The sequence below is a fragment of the Kribbella steppae genome, assembly GCF_004342025.1.
Classification (GTDB): Bacteria; Actinomycetota; Actinomycetes; order Propionibacteriales; family Kribbellaceae; genus Kribbella; species Kribbella steppae.
The window spans coordinates 42,805-64,467 of sequence record NZ_SLWN01000017.1; the positions used below are offsets into that span (position 1 = coordinate 42,805).

23 protein-coding genes and 1 tRNA gene are annotated in these 21,663 nt (G+C 68.5%); 10 read left to right on the forward strand and 14 right to left on the reverse strand.

The genetic code is table 11. The annotated features are described in order from the left end of the window. Positions 1-18 precede the first annotated feature (18 nt). The gene (locus EV652_RS37005) at positions 19-705 is read left to right on the forward strand and encodes an NUDIX hydrolase (RefSeq protein WP_132214337.1); all 687 of its coding nucleotides are present in this window, start codon (positions 19-21) and stop codon (positions 703-705) included. Between the two features lie 34 nt (positions 706-739). Next, positions 740-1,420, forward strand: coding sequence for an SDR family NAD(P)-dependent oxidoreductase (locus tag EV652_RS37010; RefSeq protein ID WP_132214339.1), 681 nt, complete (start codon positions 740-742; stop codon positions 1,418-1,420). Here EV652_RS37010 and EV652_RS37015 read toward each other — a convergent pair. From EV652_RS37015 to EV652_RS37055, 9 genes are all read right to left on the reverse strand, one after another. Continuing rightward, positions 1,377-2,270 carry a carbohydrate kinase family protein gene (locus tag EV652_RS37015; protein WP_132214341.1) on the reverse strand — a complete coding sequence of 298 codons (894 nt, stop codon included), beginning with the start codon at positions 2,268-2,270 and terminating at the stop codon, positions 1,377-1,379. The two genes, EV652_RS37010 and EV652_RS37015, sit on opposite strands and share 44 nt — an antisense overlap. Positions 2,271-2,364: 94 nt before the next feature. Continuing rightward, positions 2,365-2,994, reverse strand: coding sequence for a CoA transferase subunit B (locus EV652_RS37020; RefSeq protein ID WP_132214343.1), 630 nt, complete (start codon positions 2,992-2,994; stop codon positions 2,365-2,367). A gap of 1 nt (position 2,995) precedes the next feature. Further along, a complete protein-coding gene (locus EV652_RS37025) occupies positions 2,996-3,784 on the reverse strand; it encodes a CoA transferase subunit A (RefSeq protein ID WP_132214345.1) in 789 nt (262 codons plus the stop codon). Positions 3,785-3,918: 134 nt separating this feature from the next. Then, on the reverse strand, positions 3,919-4,860 hold the full coding sequence (locus EV652_RS37030; protein ID WP_132214347.1) for a hypothetical protein: 942 nt from the start codon (positions 4,858-4,860) through the stop codon (positions 3,919-3,921). A gap of 44 nt (positions 4,861-4,904) precedes the next feature. Further along, positions 4,905-5,624, reverse strand: a complete 720-nt coding sequence (locus EV652_RS37035; RefSeq protein WP_132214349.1) for a carbohydrate-binding family 9-like protein — start codon at positions 5,622-5,624, stop codon at positions 4,905-4,907. Next, positions 5,617-6,096: a hypothetical protein gene (locus tag EV652_RS37040; protein ID WP_242002228.1), complete on the reverse strand. Its 480-nt coding sequence runs from the start codon at positions 6,094-6,096 to the stop codon at positions 5,617-5,619. The genes EV652_RS37035 and EV652_RS37040 overlap by 8 nt, the downstream gene beginning before the upstream one ends. 18 nt (positions 6,097-6,114) lie before the next feature. Next, positions 6,115-6,744, reverse strand: coding sequence for a lipoyl(octanoyl) transferase LipB (lipB, locus tag EV652_RS37045; RefSeq protein WP_132214351.1), 630 nt, complete (start codon positions 6,742-6,744; stop codon positions 6,115-6,117). A 61-nt stretch (positions 6,745-6,805) separates the two neighbouring features. Beyond that, positions 6,806-6,882: transfer RNA gene (locus tag EV652_RS37050), tRNA-Pro, on the reverse strand. Between the two features lie 9 nt (positions 6,883-6,891). Continuing rightward, complete coding sequence (locus EV652_RS37055) at positions 6,892-7,851, reverse strand: metallophosphoesterase (RefSeq protein ID WP_132214353.1); 960 nt, start codon at positions 7,849-7,851, stop codon at positions 6,892-6,894. A 26-nt stretch (positions 7,852-7,877) separates the two neighbouring features. Between EV652_RS37055 and EV652_RS37060 the strand changes: the two genes are divergently transcribed. Next, the gene (locus EV652_RS37060; RefSeq protein ID WP_132214355.1) at positions 7,878-8,345 is read left to right on the forward strand and encodes a GatB/YqeY domain-containing protein; all 468 of its coding nucleotides are present in this window, start codon (positions 7,878-7,880) and stop codon (positions 8,343-8,345) included. A 52-nt stretch (positions 8,346-8,397) separates the two neighbouring features. Here the strand turns inward: EV652_RS37060 and EV652_RS37065 are convergent, their stop codons facing one another. The 4 genes from EV652_RS37065 to bagA form a co-directional block, all read right to left on the reverse strand. Then, positions 8,398-10,803, reverse strand: a complete 2,406-nt coding sequence (locus EV652_RS37065; protein WP_132214357.1) for a penicillin-binding protein — start codon at positions 10,801-10,803, stop codon at positions 8,398-8,400. Between the two features lie 202 nt (positions 10,804-11,005). After that, on the reverse strand, positions 11,006-13,357 hold the full coding sequence (gene lon, locus EV652_RS37070; protein WP_132214359.1) for an endopeptidase La: 2,352 nt from the start codon (positions 13,355-13,357) through the stop codon (positions 11,006-11,008). A 252-nt stretch (positions 13,358-13,609) separates the two neighbouring features. Beyond that, on the reverse strand, positions 13,610-14,731 hold the full coding sequence (bagB, locus tag EV652_RS37075; protein ID WP_132214361.1) for an ArsA family ATPase: 1,122 nt from the start codon (positions 14,729-14,731) through the stop codon (positions 13,610-13,612). 109 nt (positions 14,732-14,840) lie between these two features. Beyond that, positions 14,841-15,791 (reverse strand): ATPase BagA, encoded by a 951-nt coding sequence (bagA, locus tag EV652_RS37080; protein ID WP_132214363.1) that lies wholly within the window; start codon positions 15,789-15,791, stop codon positions 14,841-14,843. A gap of 62 nt (positions 15,792-15,853) precedes the next feature. Here bagA and sp36 point away from each other — a divergent pair, with 62 nt between their 5' ends. From sp36 to EV652_RS37105, 5 genes are all read left to right on the forward strand, one after another. Next, positions 15,854-16,015: a Sp36 family protein gene (gene sp36, locus EV652_RS44880; protein WP_132214365.1), complete on the forward strand. Its 162-nt coding sequence runs from the start codon at positions 15,854-15,856 to the stop codon at positions 16,013-16,015. Next, positions 16,012-16,473, forward strand: coding sequence for a RidA family protein (locus EV652_RS37090; protein ID WP_132214367.1), 462 nt, complete (start codon positions 16,012-16,014; stop codon positions 16,471-16,473). Before sp36 ends, EV652_RS37090 begins: the two co-directional genes overlap by 4 nt. A gap of 6 nt (positions 16,474-16,479) precedes the next feature. Next, complete coding sequence (locus EV652_RS37095; protein ID WP_242002229.1) at positions 16,480-17,307, forward strand: NUDIX hydrolase; 828 nt, start codon at positions 16,480-16,482, stop codon at positions 17,305-17,307. Then, entirely contained in the window at positions 17,304-18,074 is a 771-nt protein-coding gene (locus tag EV652_RS37100; RefSeq protein ID WP_132214369.1) for an MBL fold metallo-hydrolase, read from the forward strand. Before EV652_RS37095 ends, EV652_RS37100 begins: the two co-directional genes overlap by 4 nt. Before the next feature lie 172 nt (positions 18,075-18,246). After that, entirely contained in the window at positions 18,247-19,194 is a 948-nt protein-coding gene (locus tag EV652_RS37105) for a type IV toxin-antitoxin system AbiEi family antitoxin domain-containing protein (protein WP_132214371.1), read from the forward strand. Positions 19,195-19,334: 140 nt separating this feature from the next. Here the strand turns inward: EV652_RS37105 and EV652_RS37110 are convergent, their stop codons facing one another. Further along, positions 19,335-20,012 (reverse strand): Crp/Fnr family transcriptional regulator, encoded by a 678-nt coding sequence (locus EV652_RS37110; protein WP_132214373.1) that lies wholly within the window; start codon positions 20,010-20,012, stop codon positions 19,335-19,337. Between the two features lie 132 nt (positions 20,013-20,144). Here EV652_RS37110 and nth point away from each other — a divergent pair, with 132 nt between their 5' ends. Together nth and EV652_RS37120 are read left to right on the forward strand one after the other, a co-directional pair. Then, positions 20,145-20,897, forward strand: a complete 753-nt coding sequence (gene nth / locus EV652_RS37115; RefSeq protein WP_132214375.1) for an endonuclease III — start codon at positions 20,145-20,147, stop codon at positions 20,895-20,897. Beyond that, a complete protein-coding gene (locus EV652_RS37120; RefSeq protein WP_242002230.1) occupies positions 20,894-21,511 on the forward strand; it encodes a TlpA family protein disulfide reductase in 618 nt (205 codons plus the stop codon). Before nth ends, EV652_RS37120 begins: the two co-directional genes overlap by 4 nt. The last annotated feature ends 152 nt before the right edge of the window (positions 21,512-21,663 follow it).

Consider the following 21,663-nt stretch of genomic DNA (forward strand, 5'->3'; position numbering starts at 1 on the left):
ACGATTAGAGTGCTTGCCATGGACTTCGTACCGCTCGGCCTGGCCGCCGACCTGGTCATCCTGACCGTCCGCGACGGCGCCCTGCAGGTGCTGCTGATCCGCCGGGGGATCACGCCGTACCAGGGCCGCTGGGCGCTGCCGGGCGGATTCGTGCGGCCGGACGAGGACCTCGAGCAGACCGCCCGCCGCGAGCTCGCGGAGGAGACCGGCCTGTCCTCGGACCGGATCCACCTCGAGCAGGTCGCGACGTACGGCGCTCCCGCCCGCGACCCCCGTGGTCGGGTCGTCAGCGTCGCCTACCTGGCGCTGGTGCCGGACCTGCCCGCACCGGTCGCCGGGACGGATGCCGCTTCGGCGAGTTGGGTCGCCGTCGGGGAGGTGCTGGCCGATCCGGGGCGGCTCGCATTCGACCACCACCGGATCCTGTCCGACGGGGTCGAGCGCGCACGGGCCAAGCTCGAGTACTCGCCGCTCGCCGCCGCGTTCTGCCCGCCCGAGTTCACCATCTCGGAGCTGCGCGGTGTGTACGAAGCGGTCTGGGGTACGCCGCTCGACCCGCGCAACTTCCATCGCAAGGTCACCAAGACCCCGGATTTCGTCGAGTCGGCCGGCGCCACCACCACCCGCGACGGCGGCCGCCCCGCCCAACTCTTCCGCCGCGGTACGGCGACCACGCTCTACCCGCCGATGACCCGCGGCGGTTGACTTCGACCCGACTTGAAGTGCTTCGATCCGGCCCATGACTCTGACCGGAGCACACGTCCTCGTCACCGGAGCCGGTCGCGACACCGGCCGCAAGCTCGCACTCGCCTTCGCCGCTCGTGGAGCCCAGGTTCTCGCCACCGCCCGGACCCAGTCCGCCGCCGAGGAGACCGTCGCCCTGATCGAGGCCGCCGGCGGCAACGCGACACCCGCCGTCCTCGACCTCGCCGACCCCGCGTCGATCGAGCGACTGGCCGTCGATCGGCTCGACGTCCTCGTGAACAGCGGCGCGCGCTACCTGGCCGGCGCCCCGTCACCGGCGGACATCGTTGACACGATCGCGGGCGGTGCGACCGGCACGATCCTGCTCACCGAACGGCTCCTGCCGTTGCTCAGGGCATCCAACCGCCCCGAAATCGTCAACCTGATCTCGGCCGCCGGCGAGGTCGGACATCACCGCTCACCGGCACACCCGGCGTTCTACGCGGCCAAGCACGCTCAGGCCGGGTACGCCGAGATCCTGTCGGAGCGACTGCGTCCGGACGGGATCCGAGTGATCTCCTTGTTCCCACCGGACTTCGTCCAGGACGGCCCGCGGGAGACCGGCGCCGACCTCACCGCGCAGTCCGTCGTCGACTGCGTCCTGTTCGCCGTCGGTCAGCCGCGCGACTGCTTCATCCGATCGTTTTGCTTCGAACAGCCAGTTCCTCGGCCGTGATCAGATCGGTGTGGGTGCCGGGGGAGCCGCACGCCCAGGCGCCCGCGATGGATCCGGCCAGGGCGGCGTCGTACCAGCTGACGCCGTCGAGCTGACGGGCCAGGAACGCCGCGACGTAGGCATCTCCGGCGCCGTTGCTGTCGACCACTGGTCGGTCGGGAAGCTGGACCGCAGGAATGTGGTGTGTGGCTTGGTCTCTGATGTGCAGGTAGCTGCCATCGGCGCCGGACATCGCGACCACGACCTCGGCTCGGCCGTTGGCGAAGATCCAGTCGACGGCATCGTCCGGCAGGGCGCTAGTGGATACGAACACGATGTCGGCCGAGGTCGCGAAGTCCTTGTGATAGTCGTTCCGGCCGTCCCAGTCGTGCAGGTCGGTGGATACGGTGCAGTCCGCGGCGAGCGCGTCGGACAGTGCGTCCCGGGCGAAGTCCATGATCGAGACGTGCACGTGCCTCGCGCGTACGACGTTCGTCCGCCAGAGGTCCGGGTCGACCCGCAGTCCGGCCGGGTGCCTGGCGTCGTACAAGGCGAGGCGTCGCCCGTCCGGTGCGACCAGGTTGACCGACCGCCGCGTGCCGCTGGGGTGGAGTGCGACGTGCAGTGGCATCCGGAGGCCGTCGTACAGGTGCCGGATGCGGTCGCCCTCGTCGTCGTCACCGATCACGTCCGCGAGACCGGCGCGCAGGCCGAGCAGGTGACAGCCGAGGGTGACGCCGTGCCCGGTGTGGCCGACGTACGACTCGACCGGATCGACGTGGATCGTCTCCACCGCGGGCAGGGGCAAGTCCGGCACCCGCACGATCGTGTCGATCCCGACGCCGCCAATCACGAACACGTCCAATTCCATGCGTCCCGTCATACCCGACTTTCGGCAGGGGTGACAGGTGTCTTTCGCGCATGTGGACACCGCGTCGGATCGGCCCGGCATCCCGACGTACGGTTCATTGCTTGATGGGTGCGCCCGTCTTGGACTGGAGCTCGTCGAAGGTGACACCGTCGGCGAGCTCGACCAGCTTCAGGCCGTCCTCGGTGACGTCCAGCACGGCCAGGTCGGTGATGATCCGGTTGACCACGCCGCGGCCGGTGTAGGGCAGGTCGCATTCGGTGAGGATCTTGTGCGAGCCGTCCTTGGCCACGTGTTCCATCAGCACGATCACCGTCTTGGCGCCGTGCACCAGGTCCATCGCGCCGCCCATCCCCTTGACCATCTTGCCCGGGATCATCCAGTTCGACAGATCGCCGGTGGCCGACACCTGCATGGCGCCCAGGATGGCGGCGTCGATCGCGCCGCCGCGGATCATCCCGAACGACAGCGCCGAGTCGAAGAACGATGCCCCCGGCAACGTCGTGACGGTCTCCTTGCCGGCGTTGATCAGGTCCGGGTCCTCGTCACCCTCGACCGGGTACGGGCCGACGCCGAGGATGCCGTTCTCGCTCTGCAGGACGACGGTGACGCCGTCCGGGATGTAGTTCGGCACCAGGGTCGGCAGGCCGATGCCGAGGTTCACGTACGAGCCGTCCTCCAGCTCGGCGGCGGCGCGGGCGGCCATCTGCTCACGGGTGAGTGGCATCTCAGGCCTCCAGCTTCTCGCGCGCGGCCTCATAGGCTTCGCGGGGTTGCACCGTGCGCTTCTCGATCCGCTTCTCGATGTCCTTGCCGACAGCAACAACGCGCTGGACGTAGACGCCGGGCAGGTGGATCTCGTCCGGGTCCAGCTCACCAGGCTGGACCAGCTCCTCGACCTGCGCGATGGTGACCCGGCCGGCCATCGCGGCCAGCGGGTTGAAGTTGCGTGCGCTCCGGTCGAACACCAGGTTGCCGTGGGTGTCGCCCTTGAGCGCGTGCACCAGGCCGAAGTCGGTGGTGATCGAGTCCTCCAGCACGTACGTCGTACCGTCGATCTCCCGGGTCTCCTTTGGCTCCGACGCCTTGGCCACCGAGCCGTCCGGGTTGTACTTCTGCGGCAGCCCGCCCTCGGCCACCTGAGTGCCGACACCGGCCAGGGTGAAGAACGCGGCGATCCCGCAGCCGCCGGCCCGCAGCTTCTCGGCCAGCGTGCCCTGCGGCGTCAGTTCGACCTCGAGCTCACCGGACAGGAACTGCCGGGCGAACTCCTTGTTCTCCCCGACGTACGACGACGTCATCTTGGCGATCCGCTTGTCCGCGAGCAGGATGCCCAGACCCCAGTCGTCGACACCGCAGTTGTTCGACACCACGCTCAGGCCGGTCACCCCCTTGTCGTGGAGGGCGCTGATCAGTTCCATCGGGTTACCGCACAGCCCGAAGCCGCCGACCGCGAGGCTCGCGCCGTCGCCGATGTCGTCGACCGCGGCCTGCGGTGAGTCGTACGTCTTGTCCATCCGGCTGCTCCGTTGCAGTGTCAGGGCTGGGTCGCTCTCGACTCTAACCAGCCATGTGTGGCTCCCGCGAGAGCCACCTCCTGTGGCCACTGCCACAGGTGTGCCAGGGTCCTACAACGAGGTGTGCCGAGGGCCTATGCGGAGGCTTGGGAGTTGATCAGCAGGTTCAGCTCGTGCAGGGCCTCGTAGCGGGCGTCTTCGAGTTCCTCTGCGTCGCGGGACAGAACGATGGCCAGGTGCTCCCTGGCCGTCAGGAGATCGCCACTGCCGCGGGCGACCCGGGCCAGGCCGATGTGGGCGGCGGCAGCGGTTTCCGCCAGGTCGGCGTGCTCGGCCAGGGCCAGCGCCCAGCTGAAGTCCTCGCCGGCCGCATCCAGGTCACCCTGGTGGCGGTAGAGCTCGCCGCGCTGGCACAGGAGCAGGCCGGACTCGTCGTCCGCTCGGAGCTTCTCCGCCAGCTCCAGGGCCTCGCTGATGATGTCGACGGGCTCGTCGACGATGTTCCGGAGCGCCGTCAGCGCCAGGAACATCCCCCAGCGGTCGTCGAGCATCCGGAAACGCCCGAGCGCCGTCCGCAGCGCTTGAGCGGCGTCACCTGGGGTGGCAGCGGTCAGACCCGGATAGCCACGGCACAGCTCGACCGCCGCCCTGGTCCAGGCGTCACCGTCCTCGTTCCGCGCCAGGACCTCTTCCACCACCGCTGCGGACTCGAACGGCCCGAACACCAGCCCCCACAGCAGTATGGTCACCGAGTACCGAAAGGGACCAGTTGTGGCGAGCACGATGTGCTGGGCCAGCTCCAACTGCTCCTGCTCAGCTGACCCGGCTCCATGGAGCACTGCCAGCAGGTACTCCTCGTCCAGGCCGACGGGCACCGTCCGGCCCAGAATGCTCAGCACACGCTCCGCAGCGGCCGCGGCCTCGTCCTGAAGGCCTTGGGACCACCAGTAGGCCGAGTACTCGGCGACAAGGCGCAATGCAGCACGAGAGTCGCTCTCACACGCGCGTTCGATCGCGCTCACGACCTGGTCCCCTTCGAGAGCGGACACGTCGTACCGGTCACCCTCGAAGTCCACGTACCTCATTGTCACCTGGACGTGTTAACGGCGTGTCACCAGGGTCAGAAGCGCAGTACTCCCCAGCGGTCCGGGCGGTGCATGTCGACCACGTACTGCGGCGACCAGACCCAGAAGCTCAGCTCGGTCCCCTTCACGTACGCGCCGTCGACGACCTCGTGCGGCCACTCACAGCGCATCAGGTTCATCCGCCACTCGTCACCCGGGTTCGGCGGCGTCGCCCGGGCCTCGTTGGCTGTGCCGCTTTCGTTGTACGGCGCCAGGTCGGCCCACGGTACGGCGAGCTCCACCGACCAGCCGGTGTCGGTGTCGGACGGGTCGTTGAGCGTCCCGTCGATGTGCAGGGCGGTCCGGAGGCCCGGCAGGTTGGTCGGGTCCACCGGTACGCCGCCGTCGACGTACGGCTTCGGCAGGGTCAGCTCCCAGATCGTGCCGAGCGGGTTGATCTCGAACTCGTAGTAGTTCAGCCCGTCGCCGTCCGGGTCGAGGAACAGCTCGAAGTTGTTCTCCTCGAACAGCTTGGTGTTCTTCTCGCTCATCGTGGACCAGACATGCGGTTCCTCGAGCAGACCACCGACGTACAGGAACTCGTCGTCGTACATCAGCTTCGCCCGGGTCCGGAACCGCGGTGCCGGCCCGTCACCACTGATGTCGACGAAGTCGGTGGTCCAGGGCGCGATCTCCCAGGCCGGGTCGGTCAGCGTCCCGTCCAGGGCCGGGGCGGTCGGCGTACGAGGGCAGTCGTAGACGGGCAGGTCAGGCATCGGCACGCTCCAGCAGTCGGGCGACGAGGTTGGCGACGAGGAAGGTGATCGCGGTCAGCACCGGTACGACGCCCAGCGTCCACGGTGACGACAGGTTCTCGGTGAGGAAGGCGAGCACGAGGATCAGCATGAAGGTGACGCCGAGGAACGCCACCAGGCGGGGGTGCGGCATCGCCAGCCGGCTCAGGGCGAGCCCGCCGAGCACGATGGTGACCACGACGATCAGCACGAGCAGCGGAAGGCCGAGGGCGCCGCAGTTCGAGGTGTCGCGGACCCGCTCGCAACCGCGCTCGCTCAGCCACACCAGCGCGATGGTCGCGAACCCGCACAACAGCCCGACGACGGCGAGGATCAGCGCCGGCGGCAACGGCGGCGCGTCGAACCGCCCCTCGTCGGCCTCTTCCTCGTCGGCAGCTTCCAGAAGGTCCTCAAGATCCTCCGGCATCCGGCCGCTCTCGTCCTCCTGGCTCATTTGCCGAAGGCTACCGACTCAGGCAGCGCCAAGCGATCGTGCGATCGCATCCCGTACGTCGGAATCTGCCGGAGCCGGCCGACCACGCTCAGCTGCCAGCTCGGCCAGCGAGACCATCGTGACGTCGTGGAGCCCGCAACTCGTGAACGTGTGAAACACCGACATGTCCGGATCCACGTTCACCGAGAACCCGTGACTGGTCACGCCGCGCCGGATCCGCATCCCGATCGAGCACAGCTTGCGGCCGTCCTCGGTCCACACCCCGACCAGACTGCTCGCACCCTTCGGCGTGTCCCGTCGTACCAGTGGGAAGCCGAGCGACCCGAGCGCCTCGATCAGCCCGTTCTCCACCCAGCGCACGATGTCCACCGGCCCGCGCTGCTTCAGGTCGATCACGAGATACCCGACCACCTGTCCCGGCCCGTGGTACGTCGCGAACCCACCCCGATCCACCGCCACCGCCGGGATCCCCGCCGTCTCCGCGGGGAGATCCTCCACCACCGTCCGCGGCCCGTACGTGATCACCGGCGGATGACTCAACAGGAACAACCGATCCGCGGCCGTCCCCTCGACCCGCTCCTCGACCCAGTCCCGCATCTCTTTGGCCGCGACTTCGTAGTCGACCTCACCCAGATCCACGCGCTGCATGAGTTCAGCGTAGGCCGGTGGAAACAGCACGAGGGCGGTGACCGGAGTCACCGCCCTCGATTGGTCGGGCTGACAGGATTTGAACCTGCGACCTCTTCGTCCCGAACGAAGCGCGCTACCAAGCTGCGCCACAGCCCGAAGCCGGAGTTAGCTTACATGCGCCTGCGGCTGGGACGAAATCGGGTTTATCCGGGGGACCAGGGTGAGCAGTGTCGCCTCAGGCCGGCAGGCGAAACGGACCGGCGCGTACGGCGAGGTGCCCAGGCCGGCGGACACGTGCAGAGCCGCCTGGCGGCCGTCGTGGCCCCAGGTGGACAGGCCCTTGACCCGCGAGGTGTCCAGGTCGCAGTTGGTCACCAGGGCGCCGTACAGAGGCACTGCGAGCTGGCCGCCGTGGGTGTGGCCGGCCAGGACCAGCGGGTACCCGTCGCCGACGAAACCGTTCAGGACCCGTTGGTACGGCGCATGTGTCACGCCGATGGACAGGTCGGCTCCGGGGTCCACCTCGCCGGCGACCTCGTAGTACCGGTCCCGCTTGATGTGCGGGTCGTCGGTGCCGGCGAAATCCAGCCGCAGGCCGTTCACCTTGAGCGTCGCCTTCGCGTTGTTCAGGTCGGTCCAGCCGGCGTCGGTGAAGGCGCGACGCATCTCCTCGTACGGCAGGTCCGGGCCGTGTGGCTTGTGCCGCTGCTTGTGTGCGGGCAGCAGGTACTTGCCCGGGTTCTTGAAGTGCGGCTTCCAGTAGTCGTTGGAGCCGAACACGAACACACCCGGTACGTCGAGCAGGTCGCCGTACGCCCGGAGCAACGGCTGCACGGCGCGCTCGTGGGAGAGGTTGTCACCGGTGTTCACGATCAGGTCGGGCTCGAGCGCGGCCAGGTCGTTGACCCAGTTGATCTTGCGCTCCTGGGTCGGCATCAGGTGCAGGTCGGACAGGTGCAGCACCTTCAGCGGCGCGGTCCCTTCCGGCAGCACTGGGACAGTCACCCTGCGCAGCGTGAACCAGCGCACCTCGATACCGGCCGCGTACGCGACGCAGGCGGCGCCCACGGCGCCGACGACCGCGGTGGCTTTGAGGGTGGTGGTGGCAAGCCCGCTCAAACTCATTTCACCAGCCTGCCACAATCTCTGGTATGTCCAACTCCGGTATGAAGCAGCGGCTGCACGCCGACATGACCGCGGCCCTCAAGGCGCGTGACGAGATCCGCAAGTCGACCCTGCGGATGGCGCTCACCGCGGTGACCAAGGCGGAGGTGGCCGGTAAGGAGGCTCGCGAGCTCAGCGACGCCGAGGTGATCGACGTGCTGAGCGCGGAGGCGAAGAAGCGCCGCGAGTCCGTCATCGCCTACCGCGAGGCCGGCCGCGCCGAGCTCGCCGACAAGGAACAGGCCGAGGCGGACATCCTGGCCGAGTACCTCCCCGAGCAACTCACCGAGGAGGAGATCGTTGCCCTGGTGACCGAGACCATCGCCGCCACCGGCGCCGCCGAACTCGGCCCTCGCGGCATCGGCAAGGTCATGGGCGCCCTCCAACCCAAGACCAAGGGCAAAGCCGACGGCGCCATCGTCTCCGCCGAAGTAAAACGCCAACTCGGCGCCTGAGCTCTCGTACGACGAAGGGCCTCGTCCTGGTATGGACGAGGCCCTTCGCTGGCTATCTACCGCCACCGCCGCAGTTCGGGTACTTCGGGTTCCACGGGGGGCAGTTGGGGTTGATCGTGGTCGGCGGGTTCGCCGGGGGTTTGGTGGTTGCCGGCGGTGGCGTCGTCGAGGTGCTCGGCTGGTTCTTCTGGCTGCCGTTGGAGATGTGGATGGTGACCATCGAGCCCTCGGGGGCGCCCTCGCGTTGGCGCGGGGTGGTGTAGGCGACCGTGCCGGCGGTCTCCTCGGAGTTCACCGTGCCGGGCGCGATCGCGACCTCGAAACCGGCCTGCCGGATCTTGTTGGCGGCATCCTCGGGGTTCAGGCCGTTCACGAACGGCAGGTCCTTCACGTCACCGCGAACGGTCTTGTCCGACGGCGCGACGAACTTGGTCGTCGGGTAGTAGCGCAGCGCGCCCTCCATCGCCGTCTGCCACAGCGGACCCGCGGTGCCCGAACCGGACGCGTCGTACATCTTCTTGCCGTCGAGCGTCTGGCCGATCAGGTTGTTGTACGGCAAGGACGCGTCGGCGACGACCGAGGCGGCGGACAGTTTGCTCGAATAGCCGGCGTACCAGACGGCCTCGTTGTTGGTGATCGTTCCGGTCTTGCCGGCCAGGTCGCTCTTGCCGAACTTCAGCTTCGCGCCGGTACCGCCTGTCTCCATCACCGAGTGCAGTACGGCATTGACGCCGTCGGCGACCTCGGGAGCCAGCGCCTGCTTGCACTCCGCTCCCGGAGCGTTGATCGCCTTGCCGTTCGGGCCCTTGATCGCGGTGACCAGCCAGGGCTTGCAGTACATGCCGCGGGCGGCGAAAGCGGCGTACGCGCTCGCCATCTGCACCGGGGTCACGTACCCGACGCCCAGCGTCATGGACACGACCTGATTGAGAGGGCTGCTGGACTGCGCGTCGTACAGGCCCAAGGACGCGGCGATCTTCGCGATCGGGCAGAGACCGGTCTGCTGGGAAAGCAGCAGGAAGTAGGTGTTGGTCGACCTCTGCGCCGCCTGGATCATGGTCGGCACGGGCACGTTGGTGGTGGAGTTGCCCGGCGTGTAGCTCGGCGCCGACGTGGTCCCGTCGCAGGTGCTGAACTTCTTGCCGCTCAGATTGATCTGGTTGGGCGAGTTGATCTTGTAGTTGAGCGGGAAGCCCTTCTGGATCGCGGCCGCGATGGTGAACGCCTTCATGGTCGAGCCGTTCTGGAAACCGCCGTACCCGCCGGCGTAGGACTTCTCGACGTTCAGGTTGTACGACGTCTGGCCCCGCTTGTTGCCGTACGTCCGGTTCTGCACCATCGCCTTCACCAGGCCGGTGCCCGGTTCGACGATCGTGATCGCCGCGATCGCCTGGTCGGTCGGCCTCGAGTGCTCGTTGATCGACTTCTGTGCGGCGGCCTGGATCTTCGGGTCGAGCGACGTACGGATGGTGAGGCCGGCGGTCTTGAGGTAGTTCCCGGCCTGCGTCTGGTCCTTGCCGAAGGCCTTGTTCTCCTTCAGTTGGGCGACGACGTACTCGCAGTAGAACGGGTACTTCGAGTTGGCGCAGCCGAGCTTGTTCGGGCGGATCTTGGCCGGGTCGACCACCGGGGACTTGAGCGCGGAGTTGGCCTGGCTGAGCGAGATGACCTTGAGCTCGAGCATCCGGCGGATCACCACGTCGCGGCGGTCCTTGGCGCGCTTCATGTCGTTGGTCGGGTCGTAGCCGGTCGGGTTCTTCACCAGGCCGGCCAGCAGCGCGGCCTGCGGCAGGGTCAGCTGGGACGCGTGCACCTGGAAGTAGTGCAGGGAGGCGGCCTCGATACCCCAGGCGCCGTCACCGAAGTTGGCCAGGTTGAGGTACTTCTCGAGGATCTCGTTCTTCGAGAACTCCTTCTCGACCGCGATCGCGTACCGCAGTTCGGCGACCTTGCGCTGGTACGTCTCGGCCGTCGCGGCCGCGACCTCGTCGGGTGTGTTCGCCTTCTCGACCAGGCTCATCTTCACGTACTGCTGGGTGATGCTCGAACCACCCTGCTGCACCGCGCCCTCGGACTGGTTGCGCAGCAGCGCGCGCAGGGTGCCCTTGAGGTCCAGCGCGCCGTGCTCGTAGAACCGGTCGTCCTCGATCGCGACCATCGCCTTCTGCATGATCGGCGCGACCTGGCTGAGCTTGACCGGCACCCGGTTCTGCTCGGCCAGGGTGGCGATCACGCTGCCGTCGGCGGCCAGGATGGTGCTCTTCTGTTTGAGCGGCACCTCGTCGAACTGCTGCGGCAGGTCCTGCAGGGTCTCTGACGTCTTCTCGGTGGTGAATCCGGCGAGACCGGCGAACGGGATGGCGAGACCGGCGGCCAACGCCCCCGACAGCACGCTCACCCCTAGGAACAGAACTACAGATTGGACGACTCCCCGGTCGTCCTTTTCCCTGACGCGCATGGTTATAGAGGGTACGGGATCTCGGTGACAGTCCGAATTCGAAAATGTGAGACACGTCACGTCAACCGGAGCGTGATTCAAGGCGTCAGGAGGCCTTGTTTTGCTGCCTTCCTGGGGATCGGCCGCGGCAGATTTCGTCCAAAAGGAGGAGGGCCGGACCACCCCCGTATCAAGGGGTGGTCCGGCCCATCCGGTCCGACGGTCAGGCGGCGTACTGGTGTACGTCGACCTGGGCCGACTCCAGCGCCAACTCGAGGACCTCGCGGACGTCGCTGACCGGCTGGACCGTCAGCTCCGCCAGCACGGACTCCGGCACGTCCTCCAGGTCCGGCTCGTTCCGCTTCGGGATCAGGATCGTGGTCAACCCGGCCCGGTGTGCGGCGAGCAGTTTCTGCTTCACCCCACCGATCGGGAGGACCCGTCCGGTCAGCGACACCTCACCGGTCATCGCGACCTCCGAGCGGACCGGCCGTCCGGACAGCAGCGACGCCAGCGCGGTCGTCATGGTGACGCCCGCCGACGGCCCGTCCTTCGGGACCGCACCGGCCGGAACGTGGATGTGCGCGTTCCGCTCGGCCAGGTCGCCGACCGGCAGCCCCAGCTCCGCACCGTGCGAGCGCAGGTACGACAGGGCGATCTGCGCCGACTCCTTCATCACGTCACCGAGCTGTCCGGTCAGCGTGACTCCGGTCGGGCCGGTCTCCTTGTCGGCCAGCGACGCCTCGACGAAGAGCACGTCACCACCGGCACCGGTCACCGCCAACCCGGTCGCCACACCCGGAAGCGCCGTACGCTCGCCGGACTCCGGTGTGAACTTCGGTGAGCCCAGGTACCCCTTCAGGTCGCCCGAGCCGATCGTCAGCGAGCCCAGGTCGTCGCCCAGGGCAAGCTTTGCCGTCACCTTCCGCAGGACGCGGGCTATCGACCGCTCCAGCTGCCGTACGCCGGCCTCACGCGTGTACTCACCGGCCAGCAACCGCAGTGCCGAGTCGTCGACCGTCACCTCGTCCGCCGTCAGGCCCGCCCGCTCCAGCTGACGCGGGAGCAGGTGGTCACGGGCGATGATCACCTTCTCGTCCTCGGTGTACCCGTCCAGCTGCACCAGTTCCATCCGGTCCAGCAGCGGCGCCGGGATGGAGTCCAGCACGTTCGCCGTGGCCAGGAAGACCACGTCGGACAGGTCCAGCTCGACCTCCAGGTAGTGGTCCCGGAAGGTGTGGTTCTGCGCCGGGTCGAGCACCTCCAGCAGGGCGGCGGTCGGGTCACCCCGGTAGTCCGCACCCACCTTGTCGATCTCGTCCAGCAGCACCACCGGGTTCATCGACCCGGCCTCGGTGATGGCCCGGACGATCCGGCCCGGCAGTGCACCGACGTACGTACGCCGGTGGCCGCGGATCTCGGCCTCGTCCCGGACACCGCCCAGTGCGACCCGGACGAACTTCCGGCCCATCGCACGGGCCACGGACTCGCCCAGCGAGGTCTTACCCACGCCAGGAGGACCGACCAGAGCCAGTACGGCGCCACTGCGGCGTCCACCGACCACACCGAGACCACGGTCCGCGCGGCGACGCCGTACGGCGAGGTACTCGGTGATGCGCTCCTTCACGTCGTCCAGGCCGGCGTGGTCCGCGTCCAGCACGGCCCGGGACTCCCGGATGTCGTAGCTGTCCTCGGTCCGCTCGTTCCACGGCATCTCCAGGACGGTGTCCAGCCAGGTCCGGATCCAGCCGACCTCAGGGGACTGCTCTGCGGTCCGCTCCAGCTTGTCGACCTCGGCGAGCGCGGCCTTGCGGACGTGCTCGGGCAGGTCGGCCGCCTCGACGCGGGCTCGGTAGTCCTCTTCCTCGGACTCGGCCTTGCCATCCAGCTCGGCCAGTTCCTTGCGGATCGCGGCCATCTGCTGGCGCAACAGGAACTCCCGCTGCTGCTTCTCCATGCCCTCCTGGACGTCCTTCTGGATCGTCTCGGAGACCTCGAGCTCGGCCAGGTGGTCGCGGACCCAGCCGATCAGCTTCTCCAGCCGCTCGGACACGTTCGCGTTCTCGACCAGCCAGGACTTCTGCTCGCTGGTCAGGTACGACGCGTAGCCGGCCAGATCGGACAGCTCCGCCGGGTCGTCCACCTGCTTCACCGAGTCGATCACTTGATAGGCACCACGACGCTGCAGGACTGACGTCGTCAGCGTCTTGTACTCCCGCGCCAGCTCGGCCGAGCGGGCGTCGGTGATCTCGTGCAGTACGGTCGCGCCGACCCACAGCGCGGCACCCGGACCAGTGGTCCCGGCGCCGATGAGGACCCGCGCCGTACCGCGGATGACGGCCGCCTGGGCTCCGCCCGGCAGCCGGCCGATCTGCTCGATCTCACCGAGCGTCCCGGCCTTGGCATATTTCCCGTCCAGCCGCGGTACCAGCAGTACCTGGTCCTGGCCGGAGGCCTGGGCGGCGTCGATGGCCGCCCTGGCCTCGCTGTCGGCCAGTCGGACCGGCACGACCATTCCCGGCAGGACGACGATGTCGTCCAGCGGCAGAACAGGAAGATTCAACGTATCGGTCACGCTGTCACACCCTTACGAAAGATTGAGTCTGACAGGCTCAACCATGGGTCTGACGTGGTCATTCCCGGCGTTCGCTGAGGGTGAAACCGAGGTCGTGTCTGGCAATCCCACGCCTACTGCGCGGCACTCGGCACGGCACCTCGCCGCACTGGCGCGAAGGCCACGATGCTCCGCATCGAGACCTCCGCTCCAGCGCGCCGATGCACCGCACCGAGCACCTGCTCGCGACGGCGTGGGATTGCCAGACACGACCTAGGCTGTCAGCAAGTCGCCGATCTGGCGTAGACCGGTCAGGTCGTGCACGTCGTCGGCCAGCGCCGGTACCTCGACCGTCGGGATCGAGCGGTGTCCCCGCCGGAACCGATCCGCCCGCTTGTGGTCCCCGACGACCTGCTGCATCTTGTCCGCGTGCAACCGCAGTACGGCGGCCGCCAGCGGGGACTTCTCCGCCTCCTGCAGCCGCTCCGCCGCGGCGAGTGAGCGCTCGGCCGACAGATCCGGCGCGTAAGTGTTCGTCACCCGGTTCAGTACGACGCCCGCCAGCGGCATGCTCTCTTCGCGCAACCGCTCGGCGAAGTACGACGCCTCCCGCAGCGCGTCGTTCTGCGGAGCCGCCACCACCAGGAAGGCTGTGTGCGGCTCACGCAGCAGCGCCACCGTCTGCTCGGCCCGCTGCCGGAAGCCGCCGAACAACGTGTCGAACGCCGCCACAAACGTCTGTACATCGGTCAGCACCTGTGCGCCGAGCACCTTGTTCAGCACCGACATCGCCATGTTCACGCCGGCCGACATCAACCGGAACGGCCCGCGCGCGGGCGCCAGCAGCAACCGCAGGAACCGGCCCTCGAGCAATGACGCCAGCCGCTCCGGTGCGTCCAGGAAGTCCAGCGCCGACCGCGACGGTGGTGTGTCCACGACGATCAGATCCCAGTCGCCGGTCCTCTCGGCCTGCCTGTGCAGCTGGCCGAGCTTCTCCATCGCCATGTACTCCTGCGTCCCCGCGAACGACGACGACAGCGCCATGTAGAACGGGTTCGCCAGGATCTGCTCCGCCTTCTCCGGGGTCGCATGGGCGAGCACGACCTCGTCGAAGGTCCGCTTCATGTCCAGCATCATCGCGTCCAGTCGGCCGCCGTTCGCCGCGCTCACCTCGGCCACGGCCCGCGGGGTGTTGTCCAACTCGGTCAACCCGAGCGACTGCGCCAGCCGCCGGGCCGGGTCGATCGTCAGTACGACGACCTTCCGCCCGCGCTCGGCGGCACGCAGGCCCAAAGCCGCAGCCGTAGTCGTCTTGCCAACCCCGCCCGCCCCGCAGGTCACGATGATGCGGGTGGCCGGATCGTCGATCAGACCGTCCAGATCCATCGCGGTCATGGGGCCTCCCGGCCTGGACTGAGGAGTGTAGGGAGCGAAGCGACTGAAGCGACGAGGGAAGGCCGGGAGACAAAGCCCCATGACCCTGCCGGCGCCGAAGGCCCGGCCATTAGTACCGCAACTCCTCGGCCAGGTCGTAGAGGGCGCCTTGGTCGATCCCCTCGGGCAGTAACGGCAGCTGGGTCACCTTCTTGCCCAGGGCATCTATCCGGTCGCGGTTCTCACGTTCCAGGCCGACCCGGACGGCATGATCGCGGGCCTCCGCGGCGAGGGTGGCGACGACCTCCTTGGTGGCCGTGATGCCGGCCGCCCGCAGACCTTTCGCGATCTCGACGGTGGGCAGTTTCTCCTTCACCGCAAGGGCGAGCGCCTCGTCGTCGAGGGGACTGTTGCGGACCATGTTCACCACGATCGACCCGATCCGCAGGTCGAGCGCCTCCAGTTGCTCGAAGGCGTCGAGGGTCTCCTGGACCGGCATCTCCTCGAGCAGCGTGACCAGATGGATCCGGGTCACGTCGGAGCGCAGCATGCCCATGATCGCGTCCGCCTGGTTGCGGATCGGCCCGACCTTGGCCAGGTCGGCGACCTCGTGGTTCACGTTCAGGAACGGCACGATCCGGCCGGTCGGCGGTGCGTCCAGGACGACAGCGTCGTACGCGAGCCGCCCGTGCGCCTTCCGCCGGGTCGCCTCGTAGACCTTGCCGGTCAGCAGTACGTCGCGCAGCCCCGGTGCGATCGTGGTGACGAAGTCGATCGCGCCGACCTTGTCGAGCGCTTTCCCGGCCCGGCCGAGGTGGTAGTACATGTCCAGGTACTCCAGCAGCGCGGCCTCGGCGTCCACGGCCAGCGCGAACACCTCGCCGCCGCCGGGACCTTGGGCGATCCGGCGTTCGACGTACGGAAGCGGAGGTACGTCGAACATCTGGGCCAGCCCTTGTCGCCCCTCGACCTCGACGAGCAGGACGCGTTTGTCCTGCTCGGCCAGGGAGAGCGCCATGGCAGCCGCAACAGTCGTCTTCCCGGTGCCACCCTTACCGGTGACCACATGCAGCCTCGCCATGATCTCCAGGGTAGGACGTGGCCCACAGCACACTCGCTGAGGAGCCCGTTAGAGTCCACCTCATGAAGAAGTTCGAGTACTTCACCGCGCCGCTGCTGGTCCACTCGACCAAGGAGATCCTGGACAACTTCGGTCAGGACGGCTGGGAGCTGGTCCAGGTCGTCCAGGGTCCGAACCCGGAGTCTCTGGTCGCCTACCTGAAGCGAGAGATCGAAGAGTCATGAGCCACCCCGAGGAGAAGCTCGCCGAGCTCGGCCTGAAGCTGCCCGAGGTCGCCAAACCGGTCGCCGCCTACGTGCCGGCGGTGCGGACCGGGAACCTCGTTTACACGTCCGGTCAGCTGCCGCTGCGCGAGGGCGCCCTGATGGCCACCGGCAAGGTCGGCGACGCCGTCAGTGCCGAGGTCGCGAGCGAGTGCGCCCAGCAGTGCGCGCTGAACGCGCTGGCCGCGGTCAAGGCCGAGATCGGCGACCTGGCGAACGTGAAGCGGATCGTCAAGGCGGTCGCGTTCATCGCCTCCACGCCGGACTTCACCGGGCAGCCGCAGGTCGCCAACGGCGCCTCGGAACTGTTCGGCCAGGTGTTCGGCGAGGCCGGTCAGCACGCCCGCAGCGCGGTCGGCGTCCCGGTCCTGCCGCTCGATGCTCCCGTCGAGGTCGAACTGATCGTCGAGGTCGGCTGACGGCCCGTGCGGGATCTGAAGTCGCAATTGCTGGCCGGCCGGATGGCGTCGGCCGCGTTGGAGTTCGTCCGCGAAGGCCGGTCGCCGGCCGAACCGCGGCCCGCGTCGACGGTGATCCTGCTGCGTGACACTGCCGCCGGACCGGAGGTCTACCTCCTCCGGCGGCAGCGGACGATGGCGTTCGCGGCCGGGATGACCGTTTTCCCGGGCGGCCGGGTGGATGGTGGCGACGCTTCGGTCGCCGATTCGTGGACCGGTCCCTCGGCTGACTGGTTCGCCGACCGGATGGGCTGCTCGGCCGAATCTGCGGCCGCTTACGTGGCGGCCGCCGTACGGGAGACGTTCGAGGAATCCGGCGTACTGCTGGCGGGGCCGTCGGCGACCTCGGTGGTTGGTGACACGACCGGGGACGACTGGGAAGCGGACCGGGTCGCGCTGGAGGCGGGGGAGTTGCGGTTCGCCGACTTCCTCCATCGGCGTGGGCTCGTGGTGCGGGCCGATCTGCTCGGTGCCTGGGCGCACTGGATCACGCCCGAGTTCGAGCCCCGGCGGTACGACACCCGCTTCTTCGTCGCGGCGCTCCCGGCCGGCCAGGTCACCCGTGACGTGACGAGCGAATCCGACCAGGTCGCCTGGATGCGCCCGGCCGATGCGGTCGCGGCTGTCGAGGCAGGCGAGTTGCTGATGCTCCCCCCGACGTACGTCTGCTGCCGCGATCTCACGCCGTACGACGACGTGGCCGCGATCCTCTCCGCCGCCGGCGACCGTGAGATCCGGCCGGTCCTTCCGACTGTGCGGGTGGACGGCGACCAGGCCTATCTGGAGACCACATGAGTGCCGTCACGGACTATGCCACCCGGATCCGGGCCGACAACCCCGGGCCGATGACGCTGGACGGGACCAACACCTGGATCCTGCGGGCGCCGGGTGCTGGCAGGTCGGTGGTCGTCGACCCCGGTCCTCAGTTGGAGGACCATCTCCGGGCCGTCCTCGACGCGGCCGGCGACGTGGCCGTCGTACTGCTCACACACAAGCACCCGGATCACTCCGAAGGCGCCGCGTGGTTCGCGAACCAGGCTGGTTGTGGCGTCCGTGCTGTGGATCCGGCGTTCCGGATGCCCACCGACCACGCCCACGGCCTCGCCGAAGGCGACGTCATCACCGCCGACGGCCTCCGGGTCGAGGTCCTCCCGACCCCCGGCCACACGATGGACTCGGTCTGCTTCTGGCTCCCGCAGGACGGCTCGCTCCTCACCGGCGACACCGTCCTCGGCCGCGGCACCTCCGTCGTAGCCCACCCGGACGGCGCCCTCGGCCCCTACCTCGACTCGCTGGACCGCCTCCGGGCCTTCGCCAACTCCGCAGCCGGCGTAAACCGCCTACTCCCCGGCCACGGCCCAGTCATCGAGGACCCCACCGACGTCCTCACCTTCTACATCACCCACCGCCAAGACCGCCTAACCCAAGTCCGAGCAGCCATCGCCGCCGGCCACACCACCCCCGAAGCCATCGTCGCCCACGTCTACGCCGACGTAGACCCAACCCTCTGGCCCGCCGCCACCCGCTCAGTCCACGCCCAACTGGACTACCTCAACCGCTGACTCGCGTGGGGCTGCCCCTTCAGCTTGGGGGTTGCCCACCGAGATTCTCAGTGGGCAACCCCCGACGCGAGTGGATAACCCCTGAGATCGGGGGTTGGGCGGTGGCGGGGGTTATCCACAGGGGGAGGGGTGAGGGCGGCGGGGGTTGGGGGGTTTGGCTGATGGTTGGTGGATGAATCCGATGTTGAAGCTGGTCGCGGACCGGCAAGGTGGGGCGTTCAGCCGTGGTCAGGCCAGTGAGTGTGGCTATACGCCGGACCAGATTCGCGACCGCCTCGCGGACGGCCGCTGGGAGCGGATTCGCTATGGGCAGTACGCCGAGGCAGTAGAGCTGAGCCACCTCGCGCCGTGGGACCAGCAGGGTGTGAGGCACCAGCGGCTTGTCCACGCGGTGATGAACTCCATGCGTCCGGGCACAGTTGCTGTCAGCCACCAGTCGGCGCTGGCCCTGCACGGCACACCGCTGTGGGGAGTGGATCTTGCTGAGGTGCATCTCAATCGACTGGACCGGCACCGCGGTGGCCGCATCGCCGGTGTACGTCATCATCGAGGCAAGTTGACCGCTGCGGATCTGACAGTGGTGAACGGCTTGACGGTGACAACACTTCCGCGGGCTCTGCTCGAAATGGCCTGTACGTCGTCCTTCGAGGCAGCTGTGATCAGCGCAGACGCGGCACGGCGCGACCATCCGATCAGTGTGGACGACCTGCAGCGCCTGCTGGAGGTGACCGAGTTCTGGCCGGGCAGTGCGACGGCGAGGGCCGCCTGGCGGTTCAGCGACCCGATGTCGGAGTCGGTCGGCGAGTCGCGGCTACGAGTCCTGATGCACAACCACGGCCTTCCGGCGCCGGTACTCCAGGCCGCGTTCGCCGATGCCGACGGGTTTGTCGGCCGGGTCGACTTCTACTTCGCCGACGAGCAGACGGTGGTCGAGTTCGACGGGCTGCTGAAGTACGCCGCTGGTACGTCGGACAGCCTGATCCGGGAGAAGCTCCGCGAAGACCGGTTACGCGCACTCGGTCTGCAAGTCGTGCGCATCACCTGGGCCGATCTCGACCACCCCGCCCGGGTCATCGCCCGGATCCACCAGGCGTTCGCCCGCTCCCGCCGTACCGCCTGAAGCTCAGCTTGCCCCCTCAGATCGGGGGTTGCCCCCTCAGATTCTCAGTGGGCAACCCCCAATCTGAGGGGATGACCGCTGACCTTGGGGGTTTGCACGCGCGGGGGCGGGGGCGGGGGGCGGGGAGGGGGTGGTGGGGGTTAGCGGGCTCGGCGTTGGAGGCGGTCTACGTCTAGGAGGACTACGGAGCGGGGTTCTAGGCGGACCCAGCCTCGGGAGGCGAAGTCGGCCAGGGCCTTGTTGACCGTTTCGCGGGAGGCGCCGACGAGTTGGGCCAGCTCCTCCTGGGTCAGGTCGTGGTGGACGTGGACGCCGTCGTCGGCGGTGCGGCCGAAGCGGCTGGCCAGGTCGAGCAGGGCCTTGGCGACGCGGCCCGGTACGTCGGAGAACACCAGGTCGGCGACGATGTCGGAGACCTTGCGCAGGCGGGAGGCGAGCTGGAGCAGCAGGCCACGGGCCACCTCGGGGCGGCCGGCCAGCCAGCGGAGCAGTTCGTCGTGGGTCAGCGACATCATCGAGGCGTCGGTGACCGCGGTCACGGTCGCGGACCGCGGACCCGGGTCGAACAGCGACAGCTCGCCGAACATCTGGCCCGGGCCGAGGACGGCGATCAGGTTCTCCCGGCCGTCGGCGGAGGTGCGGCCCAGCTTGACCTTGCCCTCGACCACGACGAACAGCCGGTCACCGGAGTCGCCCTCGTGGAACAGGACCTGGCCGCGGCGCAGCCGGTTCTCGGTCATCGAGGAGGCCAGCGCTTCGGCCGCCTCGTCGTCGAGCTGACTGAACAGCGGTGCCTGTCGGAGCACTGCGGCATCCACTTGGGCCTCCTAGGACCTTCGACCACGACTTACGGGCGGGGTCCGGCCTCGCCCGGCACCGGGCCGTTACCACCCGGTTGCCCCAAAACCGTAGCCCCTCGGGTGTCGGCACCGCCACGTAGGCTTGCCTCCATGCCATTCCAGCGTGTCGCGGAGCCTCCGCTGAAGCTGCCCCGCAAGGCCCCGGTCTATACCGACGAGACCCCCGCTCAGCTGGTCCGCCGGGCCCGCAAGATGCACCGGGTGCTCACCGAGACGTATCCGGACGCTCACTGCGAGCTGGACTTCACCAACCCGCTCGAGTTGCTGGTGGCCACCATCCTGTCGGCCCAGACCACCGACGTGATGGTGAACAAGGTGACCCCGACCCTGTTCGCCAAGTATCCGACGGCCGCGGCCTACGCGGAGGCCGACCGGGAGGAGATGGAGGTCATCCTCAAACCGACCGGCTTCTTCCGGGCCAAGACCAACAGCGTGATCAAACTCGGCCAGGCCCTGGTCGACGAGTACGACGGTGTCGTCCCGGGCAAGCTGGAGGAGCTGGTGAAGCTGCCCGGCACCGGCCGGAAGACGGCCAACGTGGTGCTCGGCAACGCCTTCGGTGTCCCCGGGATCACCGTCGACACGCATTTCGGCCGGCTGGTCCGCCGGTTCGGCTGGACCACCGAGGAGGACCCGGTCAAGGTCGAGCAGATCATCGGTGCCCTGTTCCCGAAGAAGGACTGGACGATGCTGTCGCACCGGCTGATCTTCCACGGCCGCCGCCGCTGCCACGCCAAGAAGCCCGCCTGCGGCGCCTGCCCGGTGGCCCAGTGGTGCCCGTCGTACGGCGCCGGCCCGACCGACCCCGAGGTCGCCGCGAAGCTGGTGAAGGTCCCGGCGTGAACCACAAGCTCGGATCCCGTACGACCCTGTGCCTGATCGCCGGTCTGGTCGCCCTGACCGGCGTGGTCGCGTGCGGACCCGAGCAGGCCGGATCCAAGCAGGAGTCCGGCGGATCCCAGCCGAAGGCCTCGAGCAACGCGGTCGCCGGGGCGGACCAGTTGGCCGCCTGCCCGTCGACACCTTCGAAGCCCCCGGTCAGCAACGCACTCCCGGACGTCACCCTCCGGTGCCTCGGCGACGGGCCGGACATCCGGCTCGCCGACCTGCGTGGTCCGCTGGTCGTCAACGTCTGGGCCCAGTGGTGCGGTCCGTGCCGCGACGAAGCGCCGTACCTGGCTGAGCTGGCGAAAACAGGCAAGGTGCAGATGCTCGGGATCGACTACGCCGATCCTAGGCCGGAGCTGGCGGTGAAGTTCGCGACCGACGAGGGTCTGGCCTATCCGCATCTGGTCGACGCGGACAAGACGATCCAGCGGGCGTTGAAGGTCGCCGGCCCGCCGTTGACCGCGTTCGTCGACAAGGACGGCGCCGTGGTCTACGTGCACCATGGCGTTCTCACCTCGCAGCAGCAGCTCGACCAGCTGGTGCGGGACAAACTGGGAGTGACCCTGTGACAGTGTTCTTGGCCGGGCCTTCGGCGCCGGCGTGGTCATGGGGCCTGGCTCCCGGCCTTCCCTCGTCACTCCAGTCGCTGCGCTCCCTCCGCTCCTCAGTCCAGGCCGGGGGCCCCATGACCGGGCTCCCGGTGCTCCTCAGTGCAAGGCGG

What these genes read in the sequence shown, in the direction of transcription:
- EV652_RS37005 (WP_132214337.1), top strand. Translation starts at nt 19, where the DNA reads ATGGACTTCGTACCGCTCGGCCTGGCCGCCGACCTGGTCATCCTGACC.
- EV652_RS37010 (WP_132214339.1), top strand. Translation starts at nt 740, where the DNA reads ATGACTCTGACCGGAGCACACGTCCTCGTCACCGGAGCCGGTCGCGAC.
- EV652_RS37015 (WP_132214341.1), bottom strand. Translation starts at nt 2,270, where the DNA reads ATGGAATTGGACGTGTTCGTGATTGGCGGCGTCGGGATCGACACGATC.
- EV652_RS37020 (WP_132214343.1), bottom strand. Translation starts at nt 2,994, where the DNA reads ATGCCACTCACCCGTGAGCAGATGGCCGCCCGCGCCGCCGCCGAGCTG.
- EV652_RS37025 (WP_132214345.1), bottom strand. Translation starts at nt 3,784, where the DNA reads ATGGACAAGACGTACGACTCACCGCAGGCCGCGGTCGACGACATCGGC.
- EV652_RS37035 (WP_132214349.1), bottom strand. Translation starts at nt 5,624, where the DNA reads ATGCCTGACCTGCCCGTCTACGACTGCCCTCGTACGCCGACCGCCCCG.
- EV652_RS37040 (WP_242002228.1), bottom strand. Translation starts at nt 6,096, where the DNA reads ATGAGCCAGGAGGACGAGAGCGGCCGGATGCCGGAGGATCTTGAGGAC.
- lipB (WP_132214351.1), bottom strand. Translation starts at nt 6,744, where the DNA reads ATGCAGCGCGTGGATCTGGGTGAGGTCGACTACGAAGTCGCGGCCAAA.
- EV652_RS37055 (WP_132214353.1), bottom strand. Translation starts at nt 7,851, where the DNA reads ATGAGTTTGAGCGGGCTTGCCACCACCACCCTCAAAGCCACCGCGGTC.
- EV652_RS37060 (WP_132214355.1), top strand. Translation starts at nt 7,878, where the DNA reads ATGTCCAACTCCGGTATGAAGCAGCGGCTGCACGCCGACATGACCGCG.
- EV652_RS37065 (WP_132214357.1), bottom strand. Translation starts at nt 10,803, where the DNA reads ATGCGCGTCAGGGAAAAGGACGACCGGGGAGTCGTCCAATCTGTAGTT.
- bagB (WP_132214361.1), bottom strand. Translation starts at nt 14,731, where the DNA reads ATGACCGCGATGGATCTGGACGGTCTGATCGACGATCCGGCCACCCGC.
- bagA (WP_132214363.1), bottom strand. Translation starts at nt 15,791, where the DNA reads ATGGCGAGGCTGCATGTGGTCACCGGTAAGGGTGGCACCGGGAAGACG.
- sp36 (WP_132214365.1), top strand. Translation starts at nt 15,854, where the DNA reads ATGAAGAAGTTCGAGTACTTCACCGCGCCGCTGCTGGTCCACTCGACC.
- EV652_RS37090 (WP_132214367.1), top strand. Translation starts at nt 16,012, where the DNA reads ATGAGCCACCCCGAGGAGAAGCTCGCCGAGCTCGGCCTGAAGCTGCCC.
- EV652_RS37100 (WP_132214369.1), top strand. Translation starts at nt 17,304, where the DNA reads ATGAGTGCCGTCACGGACTATGCCACCCGGATCCGGGCCGACAACCCC.
- EV652_RS37105 (WP_132214371.1), top strand. Translation starts at nt 18,247, where the DNA reads ATGAATCCGATGTTGAAGCTGGTCGCGGACCGGCAAGGTGGGGCGTTC.
- nth (WP_132214375.1), top strand. Translation starts at nt 20,145, where the DNA reads ATGCCATTCCAGCGTGTCGCGGAGCCTCCGCTGAAGCTGCCCCGCAAG.